The organism is Limnobacter sp. G6BE5S (assembly GCF_058448965.1).
This window is the reverse complement of record NZ_JBZFLM010000003.1, coordinates 77083-101690: the sequence shown is the minus strand read 5'-3', so window position 1 is coordinate 101690 and position 24608 is coordinate 77083. Positions and strand designations below refer to the sequence as shown.

General features: G+C 52.8%; 21 protein-coding genes. 13 read left to right on the top strand and 8 right to left on the bottom strand.

Features of this window, described 5'->3' with window-relative positions; all coding sequences use genetic code 11:
- Positions 1-234: 234 nt before the first annotated feature.
- From pedF to ACVL1J_RS06175, 7 genes are all read left to right on the top strand, one after another.
- Complete coding sequence (gene pedF, locus ACVL1J_RS06205; protein ID WP_341238291.1) at positions 235-690, top strand: cytochrome c-550 PedF; 456 nt, start codon at positions 235-237, stop codon at positions 688-690.
- A gap of 117 nt (positions 691-807) precedes the next feature.
- Positions 808-1680, top strand: coding sequence for a substrate-binding periplasmic protein (locus ACVL1J_RS06200; RefSeq protein WP_341238292.1), 873 nt, complete (start codon positions 808-810; stop codon positions 1678-1680).
- A 246-nt stretch (positions 1681-1926) separates the two neighbouring features.
- Positions 1927-2400, top strand: coding sequence for a 4Fe-4S dicluster domain-containing protein (locus ACVL1J_RS06195; protein WP_008251418.1), 474 nt, complete (start codon positions 1927-1929; stop codon positions 2398-2400).
- Between the two features lie 32 nt (positions 2401-2432).
- A complete protein-coding gene (locus ACVL1J_RS06190) occupies positions 2433-4280 on the top strand; it encodes an aldehyde ferredoxin oxidoreductase family protein (protein ID WP_491665189.1) in 1848 nt (615 codons plus the stop codon).
- Positions 4277-5650: an NAD(P)/FAD-dependent oxidoreductase gene (locus tag ACVL1J_RS06185; RefSeq protein WP_341238280.1), complete on the top strand. Its 1374-nt coding sequence runs from the start codon at positions 4277-4279 to the stop codon at positions 5648-5650. Before ACVL1J_RS06190 ends, ACVL1J_RS06185 begins: the two co-directional genes overlap by 4 nt.
- On the top strand, positions 5617-5868 hold the full coding sequence (locus ACVL1J_RS06180; protein ID WP_341238282.1) for a MoaD/ThiS family protein: 252 nt from the start codon (positions 5617-5619) through the stop codon (positions 5866-5868). Before ACVL1J_RS06185 ends, ACVL1J_RS06180 begins: the two co-directional genes overlap by 34 nt.
- A gap of 6 nt (positions 5869-5874) precedes the next feature.
- Positions 5875-6177 carry a hypothetical protein gene (locus ACVL1J_RS06175; RefSeq protein WP_159572379.1) on the top strand — a complete coding sequence of 101 codons (303 nt, stop codon included), beginning with the start codon at positions 5875-5877 and terminating at the stop codon, positions 6175-6177.
- Between the two features lie 591 nt (positions 6178-6768).
- Here the strand turns inward: ACVL1J_RS06175 and ACVL1J_RS06170 are convergent.
- The 5 genes from ACVL1J_RS06170 to ACVL1J_RS06150 all read right to left on the bottom strand — a co-directional run bounded on the left by ACVL1J_RS06170 (position 6769) and on the right by ACVL1J_RS06150 (position 12339).
- On the bottom strand, positions 6769-7164 hold the full coding sequence (locus ACVL1J_RS06170; protein WP_491665188.1) for a DUF1850 domain-containing protein: 396 nt from the start codon (positions 7162-7164) through the stop codon (positions 6769-6771).
- Positions 7161-9260, bottom strand: a complete 2100-nt coding sequence (locus tag ACVL1J_RS06165) for a TRAP transporter permease (RefSeq protein ID WP_394672721.1) — start codon at positions 9258-9260, stop codon at positions 7161-7163. The genes ACVL1J_RS06170 and ACVL1J_RS06165 overlap by 4 nt, the downstream gene beginning before the upstream one ends.
- A 98-nt stretch (positions 9261-9358) precedes the next feature.
- Positions 9359-10315, bottom strand: coding sequence for a TAXI family TRAP transporter solute-binding subunit (locus tag ACVL1J_RS06160; protein WP_341237463.1), 957 nt, complete (start codon positions 10313-10315; stop codon positions 9359-9361).
- A gap of 139 nt (positions 10316-10454) precedes the next feature.
- Positions 10455-11189: a response regulator transcription factor gene (locus ACVL1J_RS06155; RefSeq protein WP_491665187.1), complete on the bottom strand. Its 735-nt coding sequence runs from the start codon at positions 11187-11189 to the stop codon at positions 10455-10457.
- The gene (locus ACVL1J_RS06150; protein ID WP_341237461.1) at positions 11155-12339 is read right to left on the bottom strand and encodes a sensor histidine kinase; all 1185 of its coding nucleotides are present in this window, start codon (positions 12337-12339) and stop codon (positions 11155-11157) included. The genes ACVL1J_RS06155 and ACVL1J_RS06150 overlap by 35 nt, the downstream gene beginning before the upstream one ends.
- Positions 12340-12588: 249 nt before the next feature.
- Here ACVL1J_RS06150 and ACVL1J_RS06145 point away from each other — a divergent pair, with 249 nt between their 5' ends.
- The 6 genes from ACVL1J_RS06145 (at position 12589) to ACVL1J_RS06120 (ending at position 18676) form a co-directional block, all read left to right on the top strand.
- Positions 12589-15012, top strand: a complete 2424-nt coding sequence (locus tag ACVL1J_RS06145; protein ID WP_491665186.1) for a TonB-dependent receptor — start codon at positions 12589-12591, stop codon at positions 15010-15012.
- A 66-nt stretch (positions 15013-15078) separates the two neighbouring features.
- Positions 15079-16095: an MBL fold metallo-hydrolase gene (locus tag ACVL1J_RS06140; protein WP_491665185.1), complete on the top strand. Its 1017-nt coding sequence runs from the start codon at positions 15079-15081 to the stop codon at positions 16093-16095.
- Between the two features lie 87 nt (positions 16096-16182).
- Positions 16183-16833: a MotA/TolQ/ExbB proton channel family protein gene (locus ACVL1J_RS06135; RefSeq protein WP_341237458.1), complete on the top strand. Its 651-nt coding sequence runs from the start codon at positions 16183-16185 to the stop codon at positions 16831-16833.
- A 5-nt stretch (positions 16834-16838) separates the two neighbouring features.
- Entirely contained in the window at positions 16839-17447 is a 609-nt protein-coding gene (locus ACVL1J_RS06130) for a hypothetical protein (protein ID WP_159572397.1), read from the top strand.
- Positions 17444-17959 carry a hypothetical protein gene (locus tag ACVL1J_RS06125; protein WP_159572399.1) on the top strand — a complete coding sequence of 172 codons (516 nt, stop codon included), beginning with the start codon at positions 17444-17446 and terminating at the stop codon, positions 17957-17959. The genes ACVL1J_RS06130 and ACVL1J_RS06125 overlap by 4 nt, the downstream gene beginning before the upstream one ends.
- Before the next feature lie 3 nt (positions 17960-17962).
- On the top strand, positions 17963-18676 hold the full coding sequence (locus ACVL1J_RS06120; protein WP_159572401.1) for a hypothetical protein: 714 nt from the start codon (positions 17963-17965) through the stop codon (positions 18674-18676).
- A gap of 16 nt (positions 18677-18692) precedes the next feature.
- On the opposite strand, the gene ACVL1J_RS06115 is transcribed toward ACVL1J_RS06120, so the two are convergent.
- The 3 genes from ACVL1J_RS06115 to ACVL1J_RS06105 form a co-directional block, all read right to left on the bottom strand.
- The gene (locus ACVL1J_RS06115) at positions 18693-19232 is read right to left on the bottom strand and encodes a hypothetical protein (RefSeq protein ID WP_159572403.1); all 540 of its coding nucleotides are present in this window, start codon (positions 19230-19232) and stop codon (positions 18693-18695) included.
- A gap of 75 nt (positions 19233-19307) precedes the next feature.
- Complete coding sequence (locus ACVL1J_RS06110; protein WP_341237457.1) at positions 19308-23921, bottom strand: ATP-binding protein; 4614 nt, start codon at positions 23919-23921, stop codon at positions 19308-19310.
- Positions 23922-24001: 80 nt separating this feature from the next.
- Positions 24002-24607: a TetR/AcrR family transcriptional regulator gene (locus tag ACVL1J_RS06105; RefSeq protein ID WP_159572407.1), complete on the bottom strand. Its 606-nt coding sequence runs from the start codon at positions 24605-24607 to the stop codon at positions 24002-24004.
- Position 24608 lies beyond the last annotated feature (1 nt).

Genomic DNA, 24608 nt, shown 5'->3' with positions numbered 1-24608 from the left:
ATTGATGTTTCAGCTGCTATGTTGCCCAATGCAAGCACTGTGCCAACTCAATCCAATGTGTTTCAGAATGAAACACCTTCTGACAAAAAGTAGCACAGATAAAACGGTGAGGCCATAGGGTTGGCGATTTGTAACAATTGGTAAAACTAATTCACAAATTCAAATGAATAGGGTGGCATGGGGATTGCAGTACCTACCCCGTGTTGAATCATTCTTAGAAATACAGGAGTTGTGATGTTAGTTCGTAAAGCCCTTGTGGCAACAATTTTTTCGATTGCCGCTTCCGTGGCAATGGCCCATGGTGATGTAACACCTCAGGTTGTGGATGTATCTACCTTGAAGCCTTTGGGCGAAGAGATGCTGGACACGAACCCTTACGTCGGTGACAAAGAAGCGATTCGCGTGGGCAGCTCAGCTTACAACCAGAATTGCGCCCGCTGTCACGGTCTGGAGGCCATTAGTGGAGGTATTTCTCCTGATCTGCGCAAAATGAACACCGAGTGTGATTCTTTTGCGGGCAAGAAAGCAAAGCAAGAATGCAAGGCTGAGATGGATGTTTATTTCCGCAATTCAGTGCTGGGTGGCAAGGTACGAGGTGACCGGGTGTATATGCCTGCGTTTGCAGGCATCCTGAGCCAAGAGGCGATTTGGGCCATCAAGGCTTATGTTGAAACTCGTAAATACGAATAACTGGATTTTCAAGGTCGCGTGGAGCGGGTCGCTTGCTTGAATAAGGCGATCCCTCCAATCTGTTCAGTATCCATTCAAAAAAACAAGTGCATCCAAGGCACGGCATCAGGAGACCCTATGAATGCGTTTAAATCAACGTGTGAATTCCCTTTGATCAAATGGTTCGGTGCTGTCGCGCTGGGCTTTTCCATTCAGCTTGGCGTGGCTGCGCAAGAGTTAAGCGACTGGGCCAAAGTGCAGGCTTCGGGCGTGTTGACAGTGGCTGTCTACAATTACTTGGCCCCTTATTCGCATGAAGGGAAAGGCATTGATGTTGATATCGCCAAAGCCCTGGCGGCCAAGCTGGGCCTGGGTTTGCGGGTGCGTGCCTTTACCGAGGATGAAGAGTTTTCGGACGACATTCGAAATATGGTGACGCGTGGGCACTACCTGGCCGGCGCGCCTGCCGATATTTTGATGCATGCGCCGGTGGATGCATACATCATGCAAAAAGAAGATCAGGCCTTGTTTTTCTCACCTTACACACGCGACGACATTTTCGTAGCGCGTAACGTGAAGAAGTTACCAACGCTGGATAGCCTGAAGCCTTTCTCGGAAGCGGGCAATAAAATTGGTGCTGAAGCGGCTGCTTTGCCAAGCATTATGTTGGCGGGCGCCGATGGCGCTGCGTATGCCGACAATTTGGTGAACTTCAAAACCCCTAAAGAAGCAGTGGATGCCATGGTGAACGGTGAGTTGGTGGCCGTGATGGCCACCCGGGCCGAGCTTGAATGGGCTTTGCACCAGCACCCGGACAAGAAGGCTGATTATTACGTGTCCAAGGTGCCGCATAATTCACTGCCACCCAAAGGCTGGGCCGTGGGCATGGCCACTAAAAAAACCAACAAAGAGTTGGCTGAAAAACTGACTGTGGCCATGAATGAGTTAAAGGAGAGTGGCGAGCTTCAGAAAATCTTTGAAAAATACGGCGTGAAGTACATGAGGCCCTGATCAGGCTGAACTCATTTCAGGTCATTCGTTCAAAAAAAGCCTCGCTACGATGCGGGGCTTTTTTATTGCAACAGTTGTACCAATTTGAAACAACTGTGTTGCACCGGGAAAACCCCATGTGCAAAAACTCGGAAAAGTGTTGCCGAGAGCCGTTGAAATTTTGTTTTCAAGTTGGCAGGCTTATTGCATAAGAAGGCATGTACGTAGTGCCCAAAACAAATAACCAAAGAAGCGAGGAACAACGGGATGCAAAAATCTCTTCACATCACGCCTGACAAATGCACGGGCTGCCTTCAGTGTGAAATGGCGTGTAGCTATGAAAACTACCAGGTGTTCAACACCTCACTGTCGCGAATCAAAGTATTCGACTTTCATCACACCGGCAAAAAAGTGCCCTACACCTGTACTCAGTGCGATGAGGCCTGGTGTTTGCACGCCTGCCCGGTTGAGGCCATTACCATGGACAAAACCAATGGGGTGAAAGTGGTGTCGGAAGACACCTGCGTGGGTTGCAAGGTGTGCACGATTGCCTGCCCGTTCGGCACAGTGAATTATGTTCAGGAGACCGGCAAGGTGCAAAAGTGCGACTTGTGCGGCGGCGACCCAGCATGTGCAACTGCCTGCCCAACCGGTGCAATCACGTTTGTGGATTCGAACTGGACTGGTTTGGACAAGATGAAGCAGTGGGCCGAGAAGTTGAGCAACCAGGCTCACGCGTAATTCAGAAGAACAGAGAGAAGGGAGTAATACAAATGGCATGGACCGGTAAAGTACTGCGCGTGAACCTGACAGAAGGCACCTGTACCACTGAAGACTTGAGAATGGATTGGGCGAAAAGCTACCTTGGCCAACGTGGTTTGGCCACCAAGTACTTCGTTGAAGAAGTCAGCGCGAAAGTGGATCCACTTTCGCCCGAGAACAAGATTATTTATGCAACGGGTCCGCTGACCGGGACGATGGCGTCCACCGGTGGTCGTTATTCGGTGATTACCAAAGGCCCGTTGACAGGCGCAATTGCCTGTTCCAATTCGGGCGGCTACTTCGGCAATGAATTGAAGAGTGCAGGTTGGGACATGGTGATCATGGAAGGCAAGTCACCCAAGCCTGTGTACCTGCTGATTGAAAATGAAAAAGCCAAATTGATGGATGCGTCTGACCTGTGGGGCAAGAGCGTGTGGGATACAGAACCCGCCATCAAGACCAAGCACCAGGACCCGCTGATGCGCGTGTGCTCCATCGGCAAGGCCGGTGAAAACCACGTGTTGTACGCAGCCATTGTGAATGACCTGCACCGTGCAGCTGGCCGTTCAGGCGTGGGCGCTGTGATGGGCTCCAAAAATGTGAAAGCGATTGCTGTTCGCGGCACCAAGGGTGTGGGCAATATTTCCAACCCCAAGGAATTCATGAAGGTGACCTACGAGAAGAAAAAAATTCTCGCAGAGAACGCGGTAACCGGCACTGGCCTGCCCACCTATGGCACGCAGGTGTTGATGAACGTGATCAATGAAATGGGTGCCATGCCCACCAACAATCACCGTGATGTGATCTTCGACGGCGCCAAAGACATTTCTGGCGAAAAAATGCACGAGCCACGCAAAACGGACGGCAAGGCCAACCTGGTCACCAACCAGGCTTGTTTTGGTTGCACCATTGCCTGCGGCCGCATTTCAAAAATTGATGAAACCCACTTCACCGTGGAAAACAAACCCCAGTACCACGGTGCTTCCGGTGGTCTGGAATACGAAGCCGCTTGGGCCTTGGGTTCATCGAACGGCGTAAACGATCTGGAAGCGCTGACCTATGTGAACTTCCTGTGCAACGAACACGGCATTGACCCGATTTCATTGGGTGCCACCGTTTCTGCAGTGATGGAACTGTATGAAATGGGCGTGCTGACCGAAGAGCAACTGGGCTGCAAGGCGCCGTTTGGTTCAGCCCAAGCCTTGGTGAAATTAAGTGAAGACACCTGCAATGGTGTAGGCTTCGGTATTGAAATTGGGCAAGGGTCGAAGCGCCTGACTGCCAAGTACGGCCACCCTGAACTGTCGATGAGTGTGAAAGGTCAGGAATTCCCAGCCTACGATTCTCGCGGTATTCAGGGCATGGGCCTGGCCTATGCCACGTCCAACCGTGGTGCCTGCCACTTGCGTGGTTACACCGTGGCGTCTGAAGTACTGGGTATTCCCGTGAAAACAGATCCCTTGGTGACCGATGGCAAGCCAGCGCTTGTGAAGGCTTTCCAGGATGCAACCGCTGTGTTTGATTCAGCCGGCATTTGCGTGTTCACCAGCTTTGCCTGGACACTGGCCGATGTGCAGCCCCAAGTGGCTGCAGCGTGTGGTGATGAATTCGACATGGCCAATCTGGAAACCATGGGTGAACGCATCTGGAACATGGAACGCCAGTTCAACCTGGAAGCCGGTTTCACGAAGGCTGATGATGACCTGCCAGCACGCCTGAAGAAAGACGCTGCCAAGGTGGGCCCAGCGAAAGGCTTGGTCAACGGCATCGACAAAATGCTGCCCGAGTACTTCGAGCTGCGTGGCTGGGACACCGAAGGACGCCCAACTTCCGCAACACTGGAGCGCCTGGGACTATGACAGGAAGCACTCCAACACGGCACGTTATTTTGGGTAACGGGCCTGCGGGGGTGGTCGCTGCTGAGCAAATTCGCAAGCAGCGGCCTCGCGATTCAATCGTGATGGTGGGTGCCGAACCGGAACCACCATACTCCCGCATGGCGATTCCTTATTTGCTGATTGGCAAGGTGGGCGAGAAGGGCACTTACCTTCGCAAAGACCCCGACCATTTCAAGAAGCAAAATATTCAGGAAATTCGTGCACGCGCCACCAAGCTGGACACCGCCGGTAAAAAAGTGGTGCTCGACAATGGCGATGTACTGGAATACGACAAGTTGCTGATTGCAACGGGTGCTCGCCCAATTTCACCACCCATTCCCGGTGTGAATTTGCCCGGCGTACACCCTTGCTGGACTTTGGAAAACGCGCGGCAAATTATCGAGCTGGCCAAGCCCGGTTCACGCGTGTTGCAAATGGGTGCAGGCTTTATTGGTTGCATTATTATGGAAGCACTGGCCTTGCGCGGCGTGAAGCTGACCGTGGTCGAAATGGGCAACCGCATGGTGCCCCGCATGATGACCGAAGGCGCGGGTACGATGATTCGCGACTGGTGTATCAAGGAAGGCGTGGATGTGCATTGCTCCACGAAAGTGGAAGCCATTGAAGTGGGCAGCCAGGCCGAGCAGCAGGGTTTAATCAGCAAGATTGGTTCTGCAATTGGTTTTGGCACCGCTGTGGCGGCAAAAGACGGCGCACCCTTGCGCGCAAAATTGTCCAACGGCAAGGTACTGGAAATTGACTTGGTGATTTCTGCCACGGGTGTAAAGCCCAACCTGGATTTTCTGGAAGGCAGCGGCCTTGAAGTTGATCAGGGCTTGTTGGTAGACGATCACATGCAAACCAATGTTAAAGACGTGTATGCCGCAGGCGACGTGGCCCAGGTTAGGGATTTCTCCACGGGTGAAAAAACCGTGAACATGATCCAACCGGCTGCTGCAGACGATGCACGCATTGCTGCCCAGAACATGATGGGGCAGGGCACGCAAACGCAGGGCAGTTTGGCCATGAACGTATTGGACACCCTTGGCTTGATCGCTGCCTCGTTTGGCCAGTGGTGGGGCGCAGAGGGTGGACAAAGCGTTGAGTTGCAGAACAAGGAAGAATTTTCTTACATGCGTTTGGAGTTTTTAGACGATGTGCTGATTGGTGCAACCAGTTTGGGGCTAACGAACCATGTTGGCGTCATGCGGGGTCTGATTCAGGGCAAAATCCACTTGGGTGAATGGAAAGATCATTTGCTCGAAGATCCAACCCGATTAATGGAGGCCTATTTGGCTTGCGCTCAGTCACAAAGTACATGGAAATTACCTTCAAACTCTTTGCAACACTGACCGACTATTTGCCAGCGAACCGCAGCGACAACGCGGTTCGTTTGCAAGTCAATGTTGGCAGCACCGTGCAGCAAATCATCGATCAATTTCACTTGCCCGAAAAACTGACACACCTGGTGTTGGTCAACGGTGTGTATGTGGACCCGGGTGATCGAGCCACCAAAGTATTGAGTCCTGACGATGTGTTGGCCATTTGGCCACCCATTGCTGGAGGCTAAGCTGTAATGGCAATTTTTAACACTGACAAAGCACTTGATATGTCTTGCACCGAGCGAGAACTGCGCCGGTGGTTGCAGATGATTGCTGCAATTTTTCCGATGACCTCGGAAGAAGATGCACATGCGGATTACACCGTGGAAGGTGGTACCGCGCGTATTGCCTGGAAGGAATTGCCCGACCGTGTGATTGCCTTGGTGCGTTTGAAACGCATGGAAGTCACACTGGCGTTTTCTGAAGGTGTGCCTGCGGATGCAAGGGCACATTTTTCGAAGCAGTTTCAGATGCATACTTTGCGGGGCGGGGGCTGAGGCTGGTGCTCGGCGTTTGGCGTTTGGCGTTTGGCGTTTGGCGTTTGGCGTTTGGCGAGGTTTGGGTGCGGCACCGGCTGGCCTAAGCAATGCTTCTGATCCGGCTTGATGCCTCTGGCTTGGGGCATGCGAAACGCTTAAGCGTCTTCGCATCGACCTTGCAGGTCGCCCCGCGCTGCGAAGCCGCCGGGAAGCCTTGCAAAGCCGGCCATCCGGTGCCGCACCCAAGCCTCACCTTGCGCACCACAACGCCCGCGTGTTGCCAGTGCAGTTGCCAGCGCGCTCAGGCCGCAATGCCCTCGCAGCGCCGATCAAGAAAACCTGCCCGTTTGAATTCACCCGCCACGGCCGGCCAAAGGCCGACACCGAGACTCGGCCATATTTTTTGCCGAGCTCGGTGAGTCAGGGTGAATCTCAAAAAGGGAAATTCAGGTTTTCTGGCGAGAGAGGGTATGCGCCTGAGCAACCCAGGCAACGGGTATGCGTCTGAGCAACCCAGGCAACGGGTATGCGCCTGAGCAAGCCAGGCAACGGGTACGCACCTGAGCAACCCAGGCAACGGGTATGCGCCTGAGCAAGCCAGACAGTAGGCTATCTGCTCACCTTGATGGTAAACGACTCGACGCCTCGATCTTCAAACTTCGCAAAGTCAATGCATTCACCAGCCCGCCGCGTCACCGCATCAAGCGCACAAAGCGTCCAATTGTCGGGAGTCAATTCAGAATTGGCCAAAGAAATTGACGGCACAACCACAGCGGTTTGCGGTTTCCATCGATACCAGCCATCGTCAAGCACAGCATTCGGTGCCGGGTCTATTCCGGCGCCGCTGCCTTTCACAAATGTTTCTTGCAGAACCAGCAATTCATTTTGAGTTTGCCAGTGCTCTACCCATTCGGTTTTTTCGACAGAGTGTGTCCAGCTCAGGGAAAACAGCAGACCTGCCAGGCATGCCACTGATTTCCCTGCGATGAATACACACACACTCATGCAGTTTGCAACTTACCTTTCAGGGCGCGCATGTTGCGCCAGGCCAGGTAGCCGAACACAACTGCCAGTGCAAAGCCGATTTCGTCTGTAGCAGGCAAAGCTGCAATCAGGGTGAAAGCAGCTACCATGCCCAGCACTCGGATCCAGACTGGCAATTTCGCACCCAAGAACCCAATGACTGCCGCGCCCCACAAGCTGATCGCGAGTACGGTTTTAAACACGATGTAGATGACCGCGGGTACATAACCGATTTCACTGGCCAGTTGTCCACCGTCTTGCAACATCAATGAAGGCGTGTAAACCGCCATGAACGGAATGACAAAACCTGCGGCTGCAATTTTGACAGCTTCCATGGAAATGGTCAGTCCACGCTCCTTGGCAATCGGGGCTGCTGCGAAGCAGGCCAGCGCCACAGGTGGTGTCAGGTCAGCCAGAATGCCGAAGTAGAACACGAACATGTGGCTGACAATCAGTGGCACACCCAGTTGCTCAAGCGCTGGGCCGGCAATGCTGGAGGTGATGATGTAGTTTGGAATCGTGGGAATACCCATGCCCAATACAATGCAGGTGATCATGGTCAACACCAGCGACAGGAACAGACTGTTCTCACCCACGCTGACCACAAATTGACCAAAGGTATTGGCTGCACCTGTGAGTGTCATGGTACCAATGATGATACCCACCATTGCGCAGGCCACACCCACAGGCAGGGCTGACTTGGCGCCATCAGCCAAAGAGTCGCGGCAGACCGCCAGTGTTTCACGACCACCCTTCTTGAAGGTGTTGATTGCAATCAATGCCAGAATGGCACTGGCAATTACCCAGATGCCGAATTGCAGGAATGCTGCACACACCACACCCAAGCCAATCCAGAACAGCACGCGAATGGCCATATTGGGCAAGCCGATGGCAATTGACGCGCCAAGAATAAGCACCACGGTGAAGGCCAGGCCAACTGTACCTGCAAACAGTGGTGTGTAACCGCCCACCAGTAGCCACACCAGGGCGATGAGCGGAATTACCAGATACCACTGGTCTTTCACGGCTTTCCAGGGATTAGGCAGATCTTTTTTCTCAAGTCCCTTCAAACCATGCTTGCCCGCTTCCAGGTGCACCATCCAGAACGCGCCAAAGAAGTACAAAATGGCCGGAATGATGGCAGCTTTCACAATTTCGGAATATGCAACACCCAGCGTTTCCGCCATGATGAAGGCCACAGCGCCCATGACGGGGGGCATCAATTGACCACCCATGGACGCGGTTGATTCAACGCCACCTGCGAATGCTGCGCGGTAGCCAAATCGTTTCATCAAGGGAATGGTGAACTGACCCGTGGTCACAACGTTGGCCACACCTGAGCCAGAAATCGTCCCCATAAGTGCCGAAGACACAACAGCCACCTTGGCTGCGCCACCTTGTGCGTGGCCTACCAGGCCCAACGCGAAATCGGTGAATAGTTTGATCATGCCTGCTTTTTCAAGAAAAGCACCGAACAAAATGAACAGGAAAATATAGGATGCCGACACATAAGTCGGGATGCCGTAAATGCCCTCGGTGCCATAGGCCATGTGTTCAATCACCTGGTGAAAGTCGTATCCACGGTGATCAAACGGCGCAGGCAGGTACTGGCCAAGCAGGCAATAGGCGAAAAAAGCGCCGCAAATGATCGGTAGCGCTGGCCCCATCAGCACCCAGGTGGCGATAAACACAGTCGCGATCGCGATGACACCCAGATAGATGTCCAATTCTGTGGGGTCACCGGCGCGCAGCAACAGTTCCGTGTATTCATACCATTGATATGCCGCTACACCCACTGCGGAGAGTGCCAACACCCACCCCAGTGCCTTGACTGCCGTGTGTTTCTGAATGGCAATCAGCGGAAAGGTGAGTAGCAACAAGAAACCCACGTGAAATGCACGCTGCACCTGACTTGGGAAATCGATCAGGTGTGCGGCAGTGGCAATTTGAAAAGCGGAGAACACCACTGCAATCCAGAAAAGCAGTCGCCCTTCCAATGACTGGGTAAAACCAGCGGACGTGGGGTCATGAAAACCAGATGTGTTTTCGGCGGCAGTAGAATCGGGAATATTGGACATAGACAAAAAGCCCAGAAAGGGCCTCTAGAGAACTGAGGTTGTAAGCCACACCCCGGCGGGGTGTGGCAACTTCTTGAATTACTGCATTGGCACCACGATCACTTGATCAGGCCTTTTTCACGATAAAACTTTTCAGCGCCTGGGTGCAATGGCACGGGCATGCCTTGCAACGCGTTTTCAAACTTGATTGCATTGGCTGCCTTGTGGGCAGAGCGCAGTGCCTCGAGGTTTTCCCACAAGAGTTTGGTCATTTGGTAGGCCGTTTCATTGGACACTTCCGAATGTGTAATCAGGAAGTTCACCACAGCTGCGGTGGGTACGTCTTGTGTTTGTCCAACGTAAGTGTTTGCAGGAATAGTGCCCTCAACATAGGGGGCACCCAGCTTTTTCACCACGTCAGCAGGCACGGCCACCATGTTCACTTCCATGGAAGTGGACAGGTCTTTCAATGAGGCTACGCCCAAACCAGCGGATTGAAGGGTTGCGTCCAGTTGACGGTTCTTCATCAATTCAACTGATTCTGCATAGGGCAGGTATTCGGTTTTGCCCAGGTCTTTGTAGCTCATGCCAGCGGCTTCAAGAATTGCGCGTGCGTTCAGTTCTGTACCTGATTTAGGCGCGCCCACTGACAATCCTTTGCCTTTGAGTTGAGCCAGGCTGGTAATGCCCGAAGATTTGGATGCCACGATTTGAACGTAGTTGGGGTAAATGGCTGCGATGCCGCGCAATTTGTTCAGCGGTGCCTTGAAGCCAGCTTCAGCGTTGCCTTCCCAGGCTAGCTTCACTGAGTCGCCCAGCGAAATTCCCAGTTCACCACGGCCTTGCTGCAGCAGGTTCAGGTTTTCTACTGAGGCTTTGGTGGATTGAACCTGCGTGCGTGCACCTGGAATGTTGTCAGCATAAACCTTGGACAAGGCTACCCCGATTGGATAGTAAATGCCTGAAGTGCCGCCAGTCAGAATGTTAATGAATTCGGCCCGGGCGGGGGTTGTTGCAAGCGCCAAACCGGTGATGGCCGTGGCCAGAATTGCAATTTTCGCTTTGCGAAGCATCATGCGTCATTCCTCCTGAGAAAGTGTTGTCGTATTTTGGTTGTGCAATGAATATCCCCGAGAACGTCGCAGGTTGCAAGGCAAACTGGCCAGTTTTTCCGCAAAATACGGGAAAATACGAATGAGGAAAACGTGAGTGTGTTTACTCACCGAAGCCGGGCGGTTTTCTGCCGAAACCTTGACTCCAGGCCCAAAAAGCCAGTTCAAAGTCTGTTTGTACACCCAGCTTTTGACGAATTTGTGACAGGTTGTTGCTCACGGTTTTGCCACTGATTCCCAAGCTGAGCCCCACCTGGTCAATGGTCTTTCCTTCCACCAGCAGTCGCACCACATCGACTTCTCGGGGGGTGAGGCCCCCGGGGGTGGCTCCCGTTGAATCGGTTGTTTCCCCTGCAAGATCCTGGGGGCTATCCTGGCTGTGTTGGGGAAAGTGCGGGGCGATCATGCCCAGGCTTTGAACATCGCTGGACACAAAGGTTTGCTCGCCCAATGCCATGCGAATGCCTTGAATCAGTTCATCAGGTTCGCTGGACTTGGTCACATACGCCCGTGCGCCTTGTTCCAGCGCTTTGGTGGCAACCACCGGGCTGTCGTGCATGGACAGCACCACCAAAGCCAACCGTGGCCATTTCAAACGCACGCGCTTGATCAGTTCAAGTCCGCTTTGCCCGGGCATGCTGATGTCCAGTACCAAGGCGTCGCACGCTTGGGTTTTCAGCAAGGCAAAGGCTTGTTCGGCGTTGTTGGCTTCGCCCACCACTTGTAAATCGTGCTCTGAATCGATGAAGCGTTTGTAGCCTGCGCGCACGGCGGCATGGTCGTCTACCAAAATAATCTTTGACTCAAGCGGCATGATTTTTCTCTGCGACCGGAACATGGCAACGCAACACAAACCTGTCCTCCTCGATGTTCCAGAACACGCGGCCTTGCAGGCTGGCCATTCTTTCGCGAATGCCGGTGAGTCCCAATGAAGGCGTGATCGGACCCTTTGCTGCGAGTCCGTCATTCTCAACAATCAAAATGAATTCCCGGGTTTGATCATCGAAACCCGCCAACACTTTCACTTTCTTGGTGCTGGCGTGGCGGGCGGCGTTGGTGAGCGCTTCCTGCAAGGTGCGGTACACAGCAATCGGTGCTTCTTTGGGCAGTGTGGGCGTATTGGGTGCCCAGGCGAAGTCCACATACCAGCCGTGGCGTTTGGCCCAGTTGTCGAGCAGGTCCAATGCCGCGTCGCGCAAAGAAACCTCCAGAAGCAAGTGCGGTTTCAATTCGCGAAGCGAGCTGCGCAGCCAGCCCATCATTTCCTGTGCTTGATCGTGCACTGCTTTCGCTGCTTCCTGTGTGTGTGCCTGAGTGCTTTTGACCAGAAAAGCAGAATTCACCGAGATCGAGGTTAGCGATTGGCCAAAGTAATCATGCAGGTCCTGGGCAATCGCTTGTCGTTCGCGCTCTTGAAGGTCAACCACGCGATTCAACAGATCACGGCTTTTTTTCTGCTCAGCGTTCAGGGTGTTGATCAGTTGGGACACGCTGTCGTGAATTCGTTTGAATTCCTCAATCCTGAATTCGTCTGAAATCTTCAAGCCCGGCGGCGGCAAGCTCGGGTCGCGTTCAGCTTCCTCATAGTCGCGCAAGCCCTGTACCAATTGCTGCAAAGGTTTGTTCAAGGCGGGTCTTAGGGAATACCAAACCACCACACCGCTGCCCGCAGCCATGAGCAGCAACATGGCGCTAATTAAATAGAGTTCCCGCCGTGTTTCCCTGCGTTCCTGTTCTGCTTTGCGTTCGGCCAGTTGTTGGCGCAGGCGTTGCAGCGCGATATTGCCCAGAGGCTCGGCGCTAGACAGACCCCGGTGCAAGTCGTCGACCAGTGCAGAGGCTGCAGCGTATTCGGTTTTTACATCGAGCCGACCCATGGCGAACACCACCAACACGCAGAACACGGCCCACAGGCCGAGCCAGGTGAGCAATCGTCTAACCAGCAACTCGCTTAAACGCATGGATTGAATACCTTGAATGAATAGCAACAATGTGCACCAGAAATTGCGGGTGTTGAAGGGGGGAAATCCTTTTCGGGAAAACTTCCCTGTTGAAACCTGGAAAATTTCAAGAATATATAGGGAACAAGTCGCGTGGTTGCCTGGCCATTCTCCATGGCGCGCAGAGCAGGTTGACCGCGTGACTTCAAAAAACAATTCCAATTAAAAGGGCTATGCATGTTTGCGCGTCAACATACTTTTGGGTGCCTCGGGGTCGTTGCACTTTCCGGTTTTTCCATGTTCGGTTCTGTCAGTGCCCAGCAACTGCAAGAGGTTGAGGTGATCTCGACCACGCCTTTGCCGGGTTCTTCCATACCCGTTGATCAGGCCCCGTTCAGTGTCAAGAAGGCCGATGACTTTCAACAGAACGCTGACAGGGAGTCGCTGAGCCGAAGCCTGTTTCGCGGTATCAATGGTGTGCAGGTCACAGACAATCAGGGCAATCCTTATCAGTCCGATGTGACGTATCGCGGATTTTCTGTGACCCCCTTGTTGGGCACGCCGCCTGGTTTGTCGGTGTATGTGGACGGTGTACGGCAAAACGAAACATTTGGCGATGTGGTGCGCTTTGATGCCATACCGCAATCGGCCCTGAAAGAGGTGGCCGTGCTGCCGGGCACCATGCCGCAATTCGGTTTGAATTCACTGGGTGGGGCCATTGTGATGCAAACCAAAAGCGGTCGGGATTTTCAGGGTACGCAACTGGATGCAGAGCTGGGTGATTTCGGACGCACCCGCTTTGGTGCGCAGAAGGGCTGGGTGGATGAACCGACACAACGTGACTTCTATGTGAACTTCAATTCATTCAGGGAAGATGGCTGGCGTGTGTTGTCGCCCAGTTCAGTGATGCAGTTGTTCGGCAAAATGGGGGTGCTGTCGGGCGACACACAAACCAATTTCAGCTTGTCGCTTTACGAATCAGACTTGAACGGCAATGGCGTGGTACCGCGCAGTTTTTATGAGCAAAGCCGCGCGCAGTCTTACACCTACTTTGACAACACCCAAAACACTGGCGGTCAGTTTGCAGTGGACTTCACCCGGTATTTGCAAAGCGGTGCGGAGTTGACTGCAAATGCGTATTATCGAAGCTCAAAATCGACCACCTTCAATGGCGATGGCAACGAGAACGAAGATTACCGCTTCGGTGTGGCAGAGTTTGAGCCAGACCGTGCCGAAGTGGAAGGCAATCTGGGCCCAGGCACTTACAACGTTACTTGCAGTGCACCTGCTGCCACCGCTTATGCACCCGGTACGGTTACCTTTGATGAAAACGACCCCGCTGCCATGGATCCCGACAGCGCCGATTGCCCCGGTGCAAACAACCGCGGTGTATTGAATCAGGACGTGGTTGGCTTGGGCCTGCAATACGCACTGGCACCCATGGGCGCACACAAGGTGTTGGTGGGCACGCAGCTTGAATTTGGCAAATCGGATTTTCGGCGCAGCTATGCCTTGGGCGTGTTCAATGCAGATCGCACAGTGCGGGAATTGTACGCGCCGATTGAACAGGTCAATGTGGAGGCCAATAACCGGCAGTTTGGCGTGTATGCGCAAGACGTGTGGACCCTGAATGACAAAACCACCCTGTTACTCGGTGGCCGCTACAACCATGCCTCGGTTAAAACCACGGATCGTTTAAAGCCTGTGTTGATCAACGAAGAGGGCGAGGCCAGCCCGGGCCTGAACAATGACTACACTTACAGGCGATTCAATCCCTCGGTCGGTATTGCCTACCAAACTGCCATACACAGCACCTGGTATGCCAGTGCAGGCACCAGCAACCGCGTGCCAACGCCGGTTGAGCTGGCCTGTTCTGATCCTGAATTCCCTTGCTTGTTGCCCAATGCCATGGCGGCAGACCCGTTTCTTGAGCAGGTTATTACCACCACCGTGGAGGGCGGTTATCGGACGCGCTGGGCAACAGGCAGCACCCAGTATGGTTTTTCCTTCAATGTGTTCAAGGCCGACAACAAAAACGATATTTTGTTTGTGACCGATGGCGCAGGTTCTGGCGGCTTTTTTCAGAACTACGGCAAAACCCGTCGGCAAGGCGTTGAACTGGATTTTGATCTTGACACCCCAGTCTGGAATTTTGGTGCCAGTTACCAGTACCTGGATGCCACATTCCAGAGCGCAGCGCGACTGGCCAGCGAGGGCAATAGCAGTGCGGTGGATTTGAATGGTGACCCGGCGGTTGAAGGTGGATTTATTCAGGTACGGCCTGGTCACAAAATTCCGGGCTTGGCTGAGCACAATGTGAAGTTGTCATTGGGGTACAAGGCCAGCGATACAACTACGCTGTTTGTGGACATGCAGGCACAAAGTGAGCAATTCGCCCGCGGTAACGAGAACAATCAGCACCAGGCAGGTGTGGTGAATATTCCTGGCGAGGGGCCTGTTGAATTTCGGGACAATGGTCGAACTCCGGGTTTTGCCGTGTTCAATTTGGGTTTGAATCACGAGGTGAGCAAAAATCTCACTTTGATTGCCCGGCTGAACAATGTATTCGATCGTGAGTATTTCAACGGCGCAGTGCTGGGTGGCAATGTATTTGACCGCAATGGTGCTTTGGTTGAAGACGAGGGCGATATTACGTATGAAAGCTTTTTGGCGCCCGGAACCCCCCGAAATGCGTGGGTGGGCCTGAGTCTGCGGTTCTAATATTTTGAGGCGACGCCTGAATCGGATATCCTTTCGGGGTTGTGTTGATTCAGGCTTTGCTTTCACATGCGTTTGAACGTTCGAAATTTTATCCTTGTTGTTTCTTTGCTGTTTGCAACGCCGCTGTTGCATGCCCAGCCTGCAAACTGTTGGCAGCAGCACCGCGCCACTGTGTACGAGTGGACTTGCGCAGGCCAAAGCCTGCCTGCAGAAGGACAAGATTTTGCCTTGTCAATTGTGGTGGTTGATTCTCCAAAAGCCTTGATGGTGATTGATTCGGGAGCCACTGCAGCGGTCGGTGAAAGTGCCGCGGCAGCCATTCGTTCCAAATTTGGAACCAAACCGATCTGGATTCTGAATACCCAACCGAAGCCCGAGCATGTGCTGGGCAATGTTGGATTTCGCGCCGCTTTCGCTGCCACATTGAGCGAAGGTGAGTCGTTTGCAAGCCGCTTGGTGGCGGGCAAGCGCACGGCAGACTTGATGCAAGCCCGTTGCCCGGCATGCATCGAGAATTTTTCTGAGCGCATGGGCAGTGGCTCTGTGAAGGGTACAGAATCTTTGGTGCCGGGTCGTATTTTAAGAACAAAAACCGGGCACTTGGGTGTGTTGCACAACGATTGGGTCTCTTGGACATTCCGTTTGTACAAGGATCTTGAAACCGAAGAGGCGTTGGTGTTGCGTAATCGGGAACTCAAACTTTGGTGGGTGGGGTCTGCGGTGCAAAACCGGGACATTCCCGATTTGTACGACGGCAACGTGGTGGAGCGTATCAATTTTCTGGGACGGCTTAAGGCCCTTATGCGATCGGATGAGACCATTTTGACCTCATTTGGCGCTTTGGGCCCCGACTGGATAGAGCGCAATCTGAACTACTTTGTGCGGGTTCAGCAGTCGGTCTTGTACGGTTTGGAGGAAGGGGTCAGCGAGGTGGAGTTGATTCAACAAATCAGCGCAGACATTGGCGAATTCAAGAATCCTGTGTATGTGCAAACCGACCCCAACGTCAATGCCAAGGCACTTGAAACCCATCAACTGAATATCCAGCGAATTTTCCGTCAAACAGAGCCATTTACTTTCTGATCCGACTGGCTGGAATACGGCTTGCTTGTAGTCTCTTGAACTGTTGCAAACTGGGACAGGCGAACAACAACCAAGGGACTATTCGCATTGAACACCAACAAAACACACACCCTGTTTTTGCTGTGGGTGCTGCTGATCAGCCTGACTGCGTTTGGTTTTTACATGACCTGGCACAAGGGCTTGTTCCAATGGATCATTCTGACTGACAACACCCGCATTTGCGTGGTTATTGTGTTGGCCTTCGTAGTGGGTAGCGGCCTGGCCGGTTGGCGCAGCGTTTACTTGAGTCGGCAGTGGCAGTACTTCGAGCAGATCCGTCTCGGCGCAAGCAATTTCAAATTGGGCCAATCCATTTGCCATGACTATTTGACCCATCCCTTGGCGCATCCCAGTGAAGGTCAGTTGATGGCCGAGGTGATGGCCGAACGTGCACGGGGCACTCACCAGGTGGGCTGGTTTGTGACCGGGTTGATGATCAAATTGGGACTGCTGGGCACGGTGGTCGGTTTCATCATGATGCTCAGTAGCCTGGAAGGTTTGGAGCAACTGGACATATCCGACATCAAGTCCCTGATGCAACAAATGACGCAGGGCATGGGCGTGGCGATGAACACCACCTTGGTTGGCTTGATCGGCAGCATTTTGTTGGGCTTGCAGTTTTTGATGCTGGATCGCCATGCCGACAAGCTGATTGCTGCCACTGTGGATTATGCACACCGAAACGTGAAAGCGAGCTGAGCAGCATGCCGCTTTTCAATCACAAACCAGACTTCGAGCTGGACCCGTTCACAGATTTGATCTTCAACGCCTTGTTGATTTTCACCTTTCTGTTCTTGATGGCTTTGTTGCTGCTGAACCCGCCTGCCAAAAGCGGAATCATTGATCCCAAAGCCGAGTTTTTGGTGACGGTGAGTTGGCCGGACAACGACCCCAATGACATTGATGTGTGGGCGGCCGGACCCGCCGGTGCGCAGGTGTGGTTTATGCGGCCACAAGACGGCCTGTTGCACCTGGACCGTGATGACCGTGGCCTGGCCAATGACACTCAGGAAATTGAAGGCAAAACCTTTGTGAATCCATTGAACCAGGAGGTGTTGACCATTCGTGGGCGACCACCCGGTGAATACATTGTCAATTTGCATTATTACAAATCGGAGAACAACCAGCCTGTGCCTGTGAATGTGTATGTGGCAGAGGTGAACCCGAAATTGAAGGTATTGCATTACTCCACCGTGAACCTGCAGCAACAAGGCGATGAGGCCACTGCGGTGCGTTTTACGATTGACACCAGTGGCACTGTGGGCAATATCAACCAACTTGAAAAATCTTTGGTGAAGGCAGACGGAAAATGAATGAAGTGTTAGTGGGTTTGGGCATTGCCTATATTTTTCTGGCGGCACTTTTGCTGTTGGCCCTTGTGTATGGCCGAATACACTGGTCGCTCAAGCTGGTTCTGATTGTGGTGTCGGTGGGTTTTTATTGGGTCAGTTACATCAATTGGCAAAACGCGCAGGGTTGGCCAAGCCAGGCGGAATTGCCCAAGCGATTTCTGTTTTATGCGGTGGTGGTTGAAGAACCCGACAAAACCGAAGGCATCAAAGGGCGCTTGTTCGTGTGGGCCAGCGATCTGGCCAATGACAGACCTTCTGAAACGCCGCGTGCGTATGAGTTGCCCTACGACAAAGAACTGCATGTGAAACTGGACGCAGCACAACGCCAAATGCGCAACGGAAATCTGCAAATTGGGGAAGTGGGGGGCGAGTTGTTTGACCCGACTTCAGCCAGAGACAACAACCGGATTGCAGACAAGAAAATTGATCTGGAATTCACGGATTTGCCCGATCCCCAGTTGCCGGAGAAGTAAGCCATGTTGAAAGTTTTGAGTGTGGTCTTTTTGACGCTTGGTCTGGCATCTTGTTCCAAGGTGGGCGGGGGCGAATACTTTCCGCTGGACGAAGGCATGCAGTGGCATTACCAACTTGATTACGTGATGCCCGACGGCAAGAACAAAAAAGGCCTGACGATTCGCACGGTGGGGCAATCCAGCTTCAAAACCGAAGACGATGAAATCAAGGGCATGGTGCGAAGAACATCCGACGGCACGGATTATTTCATTCAGGAGCGGGCCGATGGTTTTTACCGTGTTGGCAAACGTGTCATTGTGCAGACCAAGCCGCAAGCCGACAAAACCGCTCGTTTGATCTTGCCCAAGGGTCGAAACCTTCGAGTGGGTTACACCTGGACGCAGGACACCAGCCCGTATGTGATGCACTGGATGCCGCCATTTATTGAGGCCAATGCCAGTATCAAGCCTTTTGATTTGGTTTATGAGGTTGCTTCACTCGATGAGACCGTGGAAACACCTGCGGGTGTTTTTGAGAAATGTATTCGCCTGGATGGCACGGGCAAAATGGTGTTCTATGCAGACGCCAGCGCGGGCTATCAGGAAATTCTGATTAACCACAGTGAATGGTATGCGCCCGGTGTCGGGTTGGTGAAGCTGGAGCGTGAAGAGCCCTTGAACACCAGCATCATGAAAGGGGGGAAAGTGACCATGGCGCTAACGCGCTTGCTTCAATAATTCCCCCGGATCTTTTTTATTTGTTGAACAACCCTTCAAGGATCTGATCGCAGAAGCGCTTGCGTTTTTCGCCGTTGCCGGTGACCGAGCAGTGTTCAATCAATACTTGATCACCGACAATGCTGTGCGACTCCACACGGTCGGCGTAGAGCAGTATTTCCTCGGTGTCCAGGCTGAACTTGGAATCCAGGTCCATTTGGTTCAGGTCTGGCCTGCGCCAGTGCACAGTGAACAATGGCTGGTTCTTGAACACTTCGCCTTTCTGGTTTTGCAGTTCGGTGACCGCTTGCACAGCCAGCACAGGGTGGCTGTTGAACTCTTGCGGGTAATACCGCTTCATTTCCCGCATGATGTTGTATGCGTCAGTTGCATACAGGGTCACGATCCGGTTACGCGTGACAAACGTCAGTTGATCTGTATCAAGACCGCGAACTTCCACAATATTGCCGTTGGCCATTTTCTCCATGGAGTCTGGAGCAGGCGGACTGCAGGCTGCAAGCATTGCAGCGCAGATCAGTAAGGTGGCGTGTTTGACGTGGCGCAACATAAGGCGCATGCGTGGTCTCCGGTGTCGTGTTGTTGTGCCAGCAGTATAGGGGGTAAATGTTGTCACCTGGCTTACACCAGGTACTTACTTTCGGCAAAGCTTGCGCAATGCAGACTCCAGTTCGGCGGGTTTGGGTGGTTTGGCCATGATCATGTCCACTTGGGGCACTTCCTCGTTGTTCAGCGACATTTGTTTGCCCCAGCCTGTCAGCATCAATACAGGCGTTGTCGGACTTAGTGATTTGATCATTTCGGCCAGTTCTTTGCCATCCATTTCCGGCATGCCCAGGTCGGTAATCAGTGCGTCGAAATCCTCGCCTTTTCGGGCAGCCTGATTGAACAGTTGCGTAGCCAACGAGCCACTGTTGGCCGATTGAACCAGGTGCCCTGACATTTCCAGAATTGCCGTCATGGCGGCCAGTACGTTGGGATCGTCATCGACAAGCAGCAGGCTCAAGGGGCGAGCGGTGTTTGAATCGGATTCCGAATGGCTCGCTTGAACGGTGTCATTGTGGTCCTTGGCCAGCACAGGGAAGTACAAATGAATTGCGGTGCCTTTGTTGAGCTCACTGCGAATATCCATGAATCCGTCGGCTCTTTGCACAATGCCATACACCATTGACAATCCGAGCCCAGTGCCTCGTTCACCTTTGGTGGTGAAAAACGGCTCAAAGCAACGTGTCTGTTGTTCTTGAGTCATGCCAATGCCGTTGTCCTGAACCACAACTACAATTTGCGGCTTGCCATCGTTTTCTTCAAATGCCGTTTTGAGTTGAATTTGACCCCCTTGCGGTAAGGCATCCACAGCATTCAAAATCAGGTTGGTCAGGATCTCGCGCAACTCGGTTTCAGACACAGCCAACCTTGGCAGGGGATTGGTCAATTCATGGACAATGTTGATGGTAATGCCATTTCGAAGTGCCATGTCTCCCCACCGCGGCCGGGTCAACTCAATGGCCTCCAGGCACATGTCATTGGCATCGCTGCTGCTGGTGGGTTCCTGCTCGTTTTTTGACCGGGCAAAACGCCCCATGCGGTCAACGGTGTTGCTGACATCGTCAATTGCGGTTTGAACAATGCGCAGCTGTTTGAAGCCCTTCTCGCTGATCAGTTTTTCATTCTCCAGCAACGATTCAAGGTAGAGCGTGGCTGGGGAAATGGCGTTGTTGATGTCGTGTGCAATGCCGCTGGCCATCCCCGCCAGCGCGTGCAAGCGTTCTTGTTGTAGCACCATGTTCTGTGTGGACTGCAGTTCCCGGTAGGCTTCTTTCAGTTCATTGAGCAACTCGACCTGTGACAAAGCCACTGCCACGTGTTCGCTCAATTGATCGACGAACTCGATTTCCTCGCCGGAAAATGAAGCGATCTCGATCCGCGAGATCACGAGAATGCCAAGCACCTCGTTGCCTTTCATCAATGGGTTGATAATCAGGCTGTGCAGATTGCCCAAGGTATTCATGGCTGCGCCAATCGGTCCCCGAGACTCACCCATATTGTCGTTGTGAACCCGTTTGCCTTGAAGTGCTGCTTCCAGATGAATGCCATGCCCTTTGATTTGTGCGCCAACAAAAAGCCCCAACTTGTCGGCCAAAGCCTGACTGCGCTCGCCGACGGATCGCACAACCAGGGTGTTGCTTGTGCTGTTGTAGGTGGCCATCAGGCTGAAGTCAGAGGGCAGACGTTCCTCCACATGGTTGACTACCACGTTGTAAATTGAATCCAGGCTTTGACGATGGCTGATTGCCTTCGTGATCTGGTTGAGCAGTTGCATGCGAGCCAGTTGCGCCTGACTTTCCCGTTTGGATTGCACAATGCGACTCATGTCGGTGATGCCGCCCACCATGCGAATGCCTTTGCCCGAGGCGGTGTCGCGAATGACATGACCGCGATGGATTACATCCAGCCAGCGCCCATCTGCATGTCGGAAGCGGTATTCATCTTGCCAAATGTCACTTTGCCCGTCGATCACTTGGCGAACACAGTTCAAAACGCGTTCAAGATCCTCTGGGTGAATGAGCCTTGTCCAGGAGCGCGAGTCTTTTTCAAGCGAGTCTCTTGGATGAGCAAACAGGTTTTGCATGCCTTCGTTCCACCAAAGCTCGTCGGTCTCAAGATCCCAGTCCCACACGCAATCGGTGGTGACACGGGTGAGCGAGCGAAACATCGACAAACTCTCTTGCAAGGCATCCTGACGAAGTTTTTGTTCGGTGATGTCGCGTTGAATGCCGATCCAGTGTGTGCATTTTCCCAGTGAGTCAATCATCGGAACGATCTCGACGTCCACCCACATTTTTTCACCGTCTTTTGTGTAGGTAATCAGTTCTTCCCGCGCAGTTTCTTTGCGGGCCAAGGCCTCGCGAATTCTGGTTTTGGCCTCTGGCTGGGTCTCTGCTCCCTCCAGTACCGCAGGCGATTGTCCGTAAATTTCTTCGCGGGTGTAGCCTGTGCGCTCCAGAAATGCCTGGTTCACGTACTGAATTTTCACTCCGTCTGAATCAATTGATTCTGCGTCAGTCACCAATACCATGTCATTTAGGCGTTCAAGACAGGTTTGCAAGAGACGAAGGCTTTCCATGGTTTTGGCTCGCTCAATGCCATTGACCAGATTGTCCAGTGCCATGGAGCGATTGCGCGACACAGTGTCGAGTACATGAAGCATTTCGCCACTGAAAAAATGGGGTTCATCACTCATGTAGACAAGTCCGGAATGCAGTCGACCGTTCAGGTGCAGCGGGATGATCGCCATGGACTCGAAACCTCGGTCCAGTGCTTCATCCAGCCATTTTTTGGCGATGGGCTCATTGCGCAGATCGTCCACGACAAATACCTGGCCGGTTCGTAGTTTCTGGAGCAGGGGCGAATCAGCTCTCAGTGTGAGTTTGGACATGACCGTGGAAACAAATTCTGTGTCGCGCCCACCTTTGGCGGCCACGGTGAATTCAAGTGTGTCTCGTTTGAACTGCACCACCCACACCAGTGGAATCTTGGCCAGTTTGGGGGCGGCTTCGCAAATTTCCTCGTACATGGCCTGTGCGCTGTCAAATGCAGAGAGTCTTTGATTGATGTGGTTCTGTGCCAGCAGGGCGCCATTGATTCTTTCCATCATCACGTCTTTCTTGCGCTGATCCGTGATGTCTTGAATGCAACCGTGAATTCGGGCGGGTTTGTTGTCCGCATCTTTCATGACCTCGCCCGCAATCCTTGCCCAGATTCGTCGATTCTTGAAAGTGTTCATTTGAACCAGAATATCGAACGCTTCGCCTTTGGTTTTTGCATTGCCGATGGCCTGTGCAATTACTTGTTTGTAGCGACCCACGTACAGGTTCATGCCTTGTTCCAGATTGGGAATCTGATCTGAATCATGCTCAAGCAGCTGAAAGGTTTCTTCAGACCAATACACCGCATCATTGTTGATGAGGTCGATCGCCCAGCCACCCAGTTTGCCAACTTGCCCGCCCAGACGTTGAAGCGCCATGCTGAATTTCAGTGCATCCAGCGCATGTTGCTGTTCCATGAGTTCATCCGTGGAGCCCGCAACATGATTCAGCACATCGACTTTGTGATCGGCTGGATGTGGTGCAGAGCCAATTCCCTGTCGTGGCAAACAAATTCGGAATTCTGCACCCGCCCCCGGATTGCTGTAGGCCTGAATGGAGCCATGGTGGCGTTCAATTATTTTTTTAACATTGGCAAGGCCCATGCCGTGCCCGTGGTAATCATGAAGGCTGTGCAAGCGTTGAAACGGCTTGAACAGATTGCCTGCAAGTTCGGGGTCGAATCCAACGCCGTTGTCTTTGACCGAGAGCGTCAGTAACTCATCGGATTCAAGCACATCCACCTGAATTTCAGGGTGTGTTTTCTTGCTGCTGAATTTCAATGCATTTGAAAACAGATTGAGAAATACCTGTTCAAGCAGCGCCTCATCGCCTTGCACAACAGGCAAGGGCTTGACTCGCCAGTTGGGGCGTGGGCCGTCACTTTCCAGCTCGGACAATATTCTTGCACGCGACACCACATCGGCCAGATTCACGCTTTTAAAGTGCAGTTCAGAATCGCCGAGGCGCGCAAAAGCCAGTAAATCTGAAACCAGTTTGCTGCCCCTGTCGCTGCTTTCCCTGATCCGCTGAATGTGCAGCCAGTCTTGTTGCGTGAAACTGGTACTGGATCGGTTGCTTAAACTTGTTGCATGACCGTGAATCAGGTGCATCACCGAATTCAAGTCGTGAGCAACGCGCGCTGCAAAGCTGTCAAGGTCTGCATTCAGTTCGGTTAAACGTTGATTGGCGGTGGTGACCTTGTTGAGCAGAGCGGCATTTTGTTGTCGCAATCGCCGGTTTTCCAGTGCGCGCTGAATCATGGGTAAAATTTCAGCGAATTTGAATGGTTTGAGAACGTAGTCCAGCACACCGATCTGGATTGCTTCAACCGCAGTTTCCATGCTGCCATGGCCGGTCATTAAAATAGCGCTCAGGTCGGGGATGATTTGTTTGGCCTGGCGAATCAGTTCGGTGCCGCTTAAGCCGGGCAGTTTCAAATCAGTCAGCAGCATTTCGCAAGGCTGTTCGCGCAGTGCATGCAATGCGTCGTTGGCATTCGAGAAGCTCAAGACTTCATAGCCTTCCTGTTGCAGAAGGGTTGTGAGTGCTTCTCTTTGTAGGGTTTCATCGTCAACCACATACAGGCTTGCCGACAGGTTCATGGTGGCTCCTGCACTATTTCTCTAACCTAGTGCATGGTAGCGAATTTAACGATAGTTAACGATAGCCAATTTGGAGCCCCTCAGCTTTGCAGTTCCCGTTCTACGTAATGACCGGCCATGTCGGCCAAACCTTTGGCCAGGTCATCAAAAGAAAACCCCGGGTTGGGGTGGTTCAGGTAGCGGATCATGGTTGCAATGCCGCTGTTGATGAAGATGTACGTCATGGTTTGCAAGTTCTTCAAGCGCAGAATTTCGGGGTGCTTGATCGCATGTTGAACAAACAGATCGGTCAACGCCCTGTAAATAGGGCCGAAAGGCACATGTTTCTCCATCAAGGCCGATTCCCGGGCACAGCGCAAATACAGCTCATCGTCTTTTTTCAGGAAATCGGCGGTCTGCGCAATCAATTCATACACCCCATCGCGTAGCGAAAGCCGAACAACGTTGTTTGTTGCGCCTTGAATAACCCCAACAAGTTCTCTTGAAAAGCGTTCTCCCATGGCGCTGAAAATTGCCTCCTTGTTCTCGAAATACTCATAAATCGAGCCCACACCCACACCGGCATATTCTGCGATTTGCCGCGTGGTTGCCCCTTCTGCGCCATGTTTGGCCAAGGCAATGAAGGCACCCTGAACAATGGTTTCTACCGTGTTCTGGGAGCGAGTCTGTTTGGGTTTTCTGGTCATG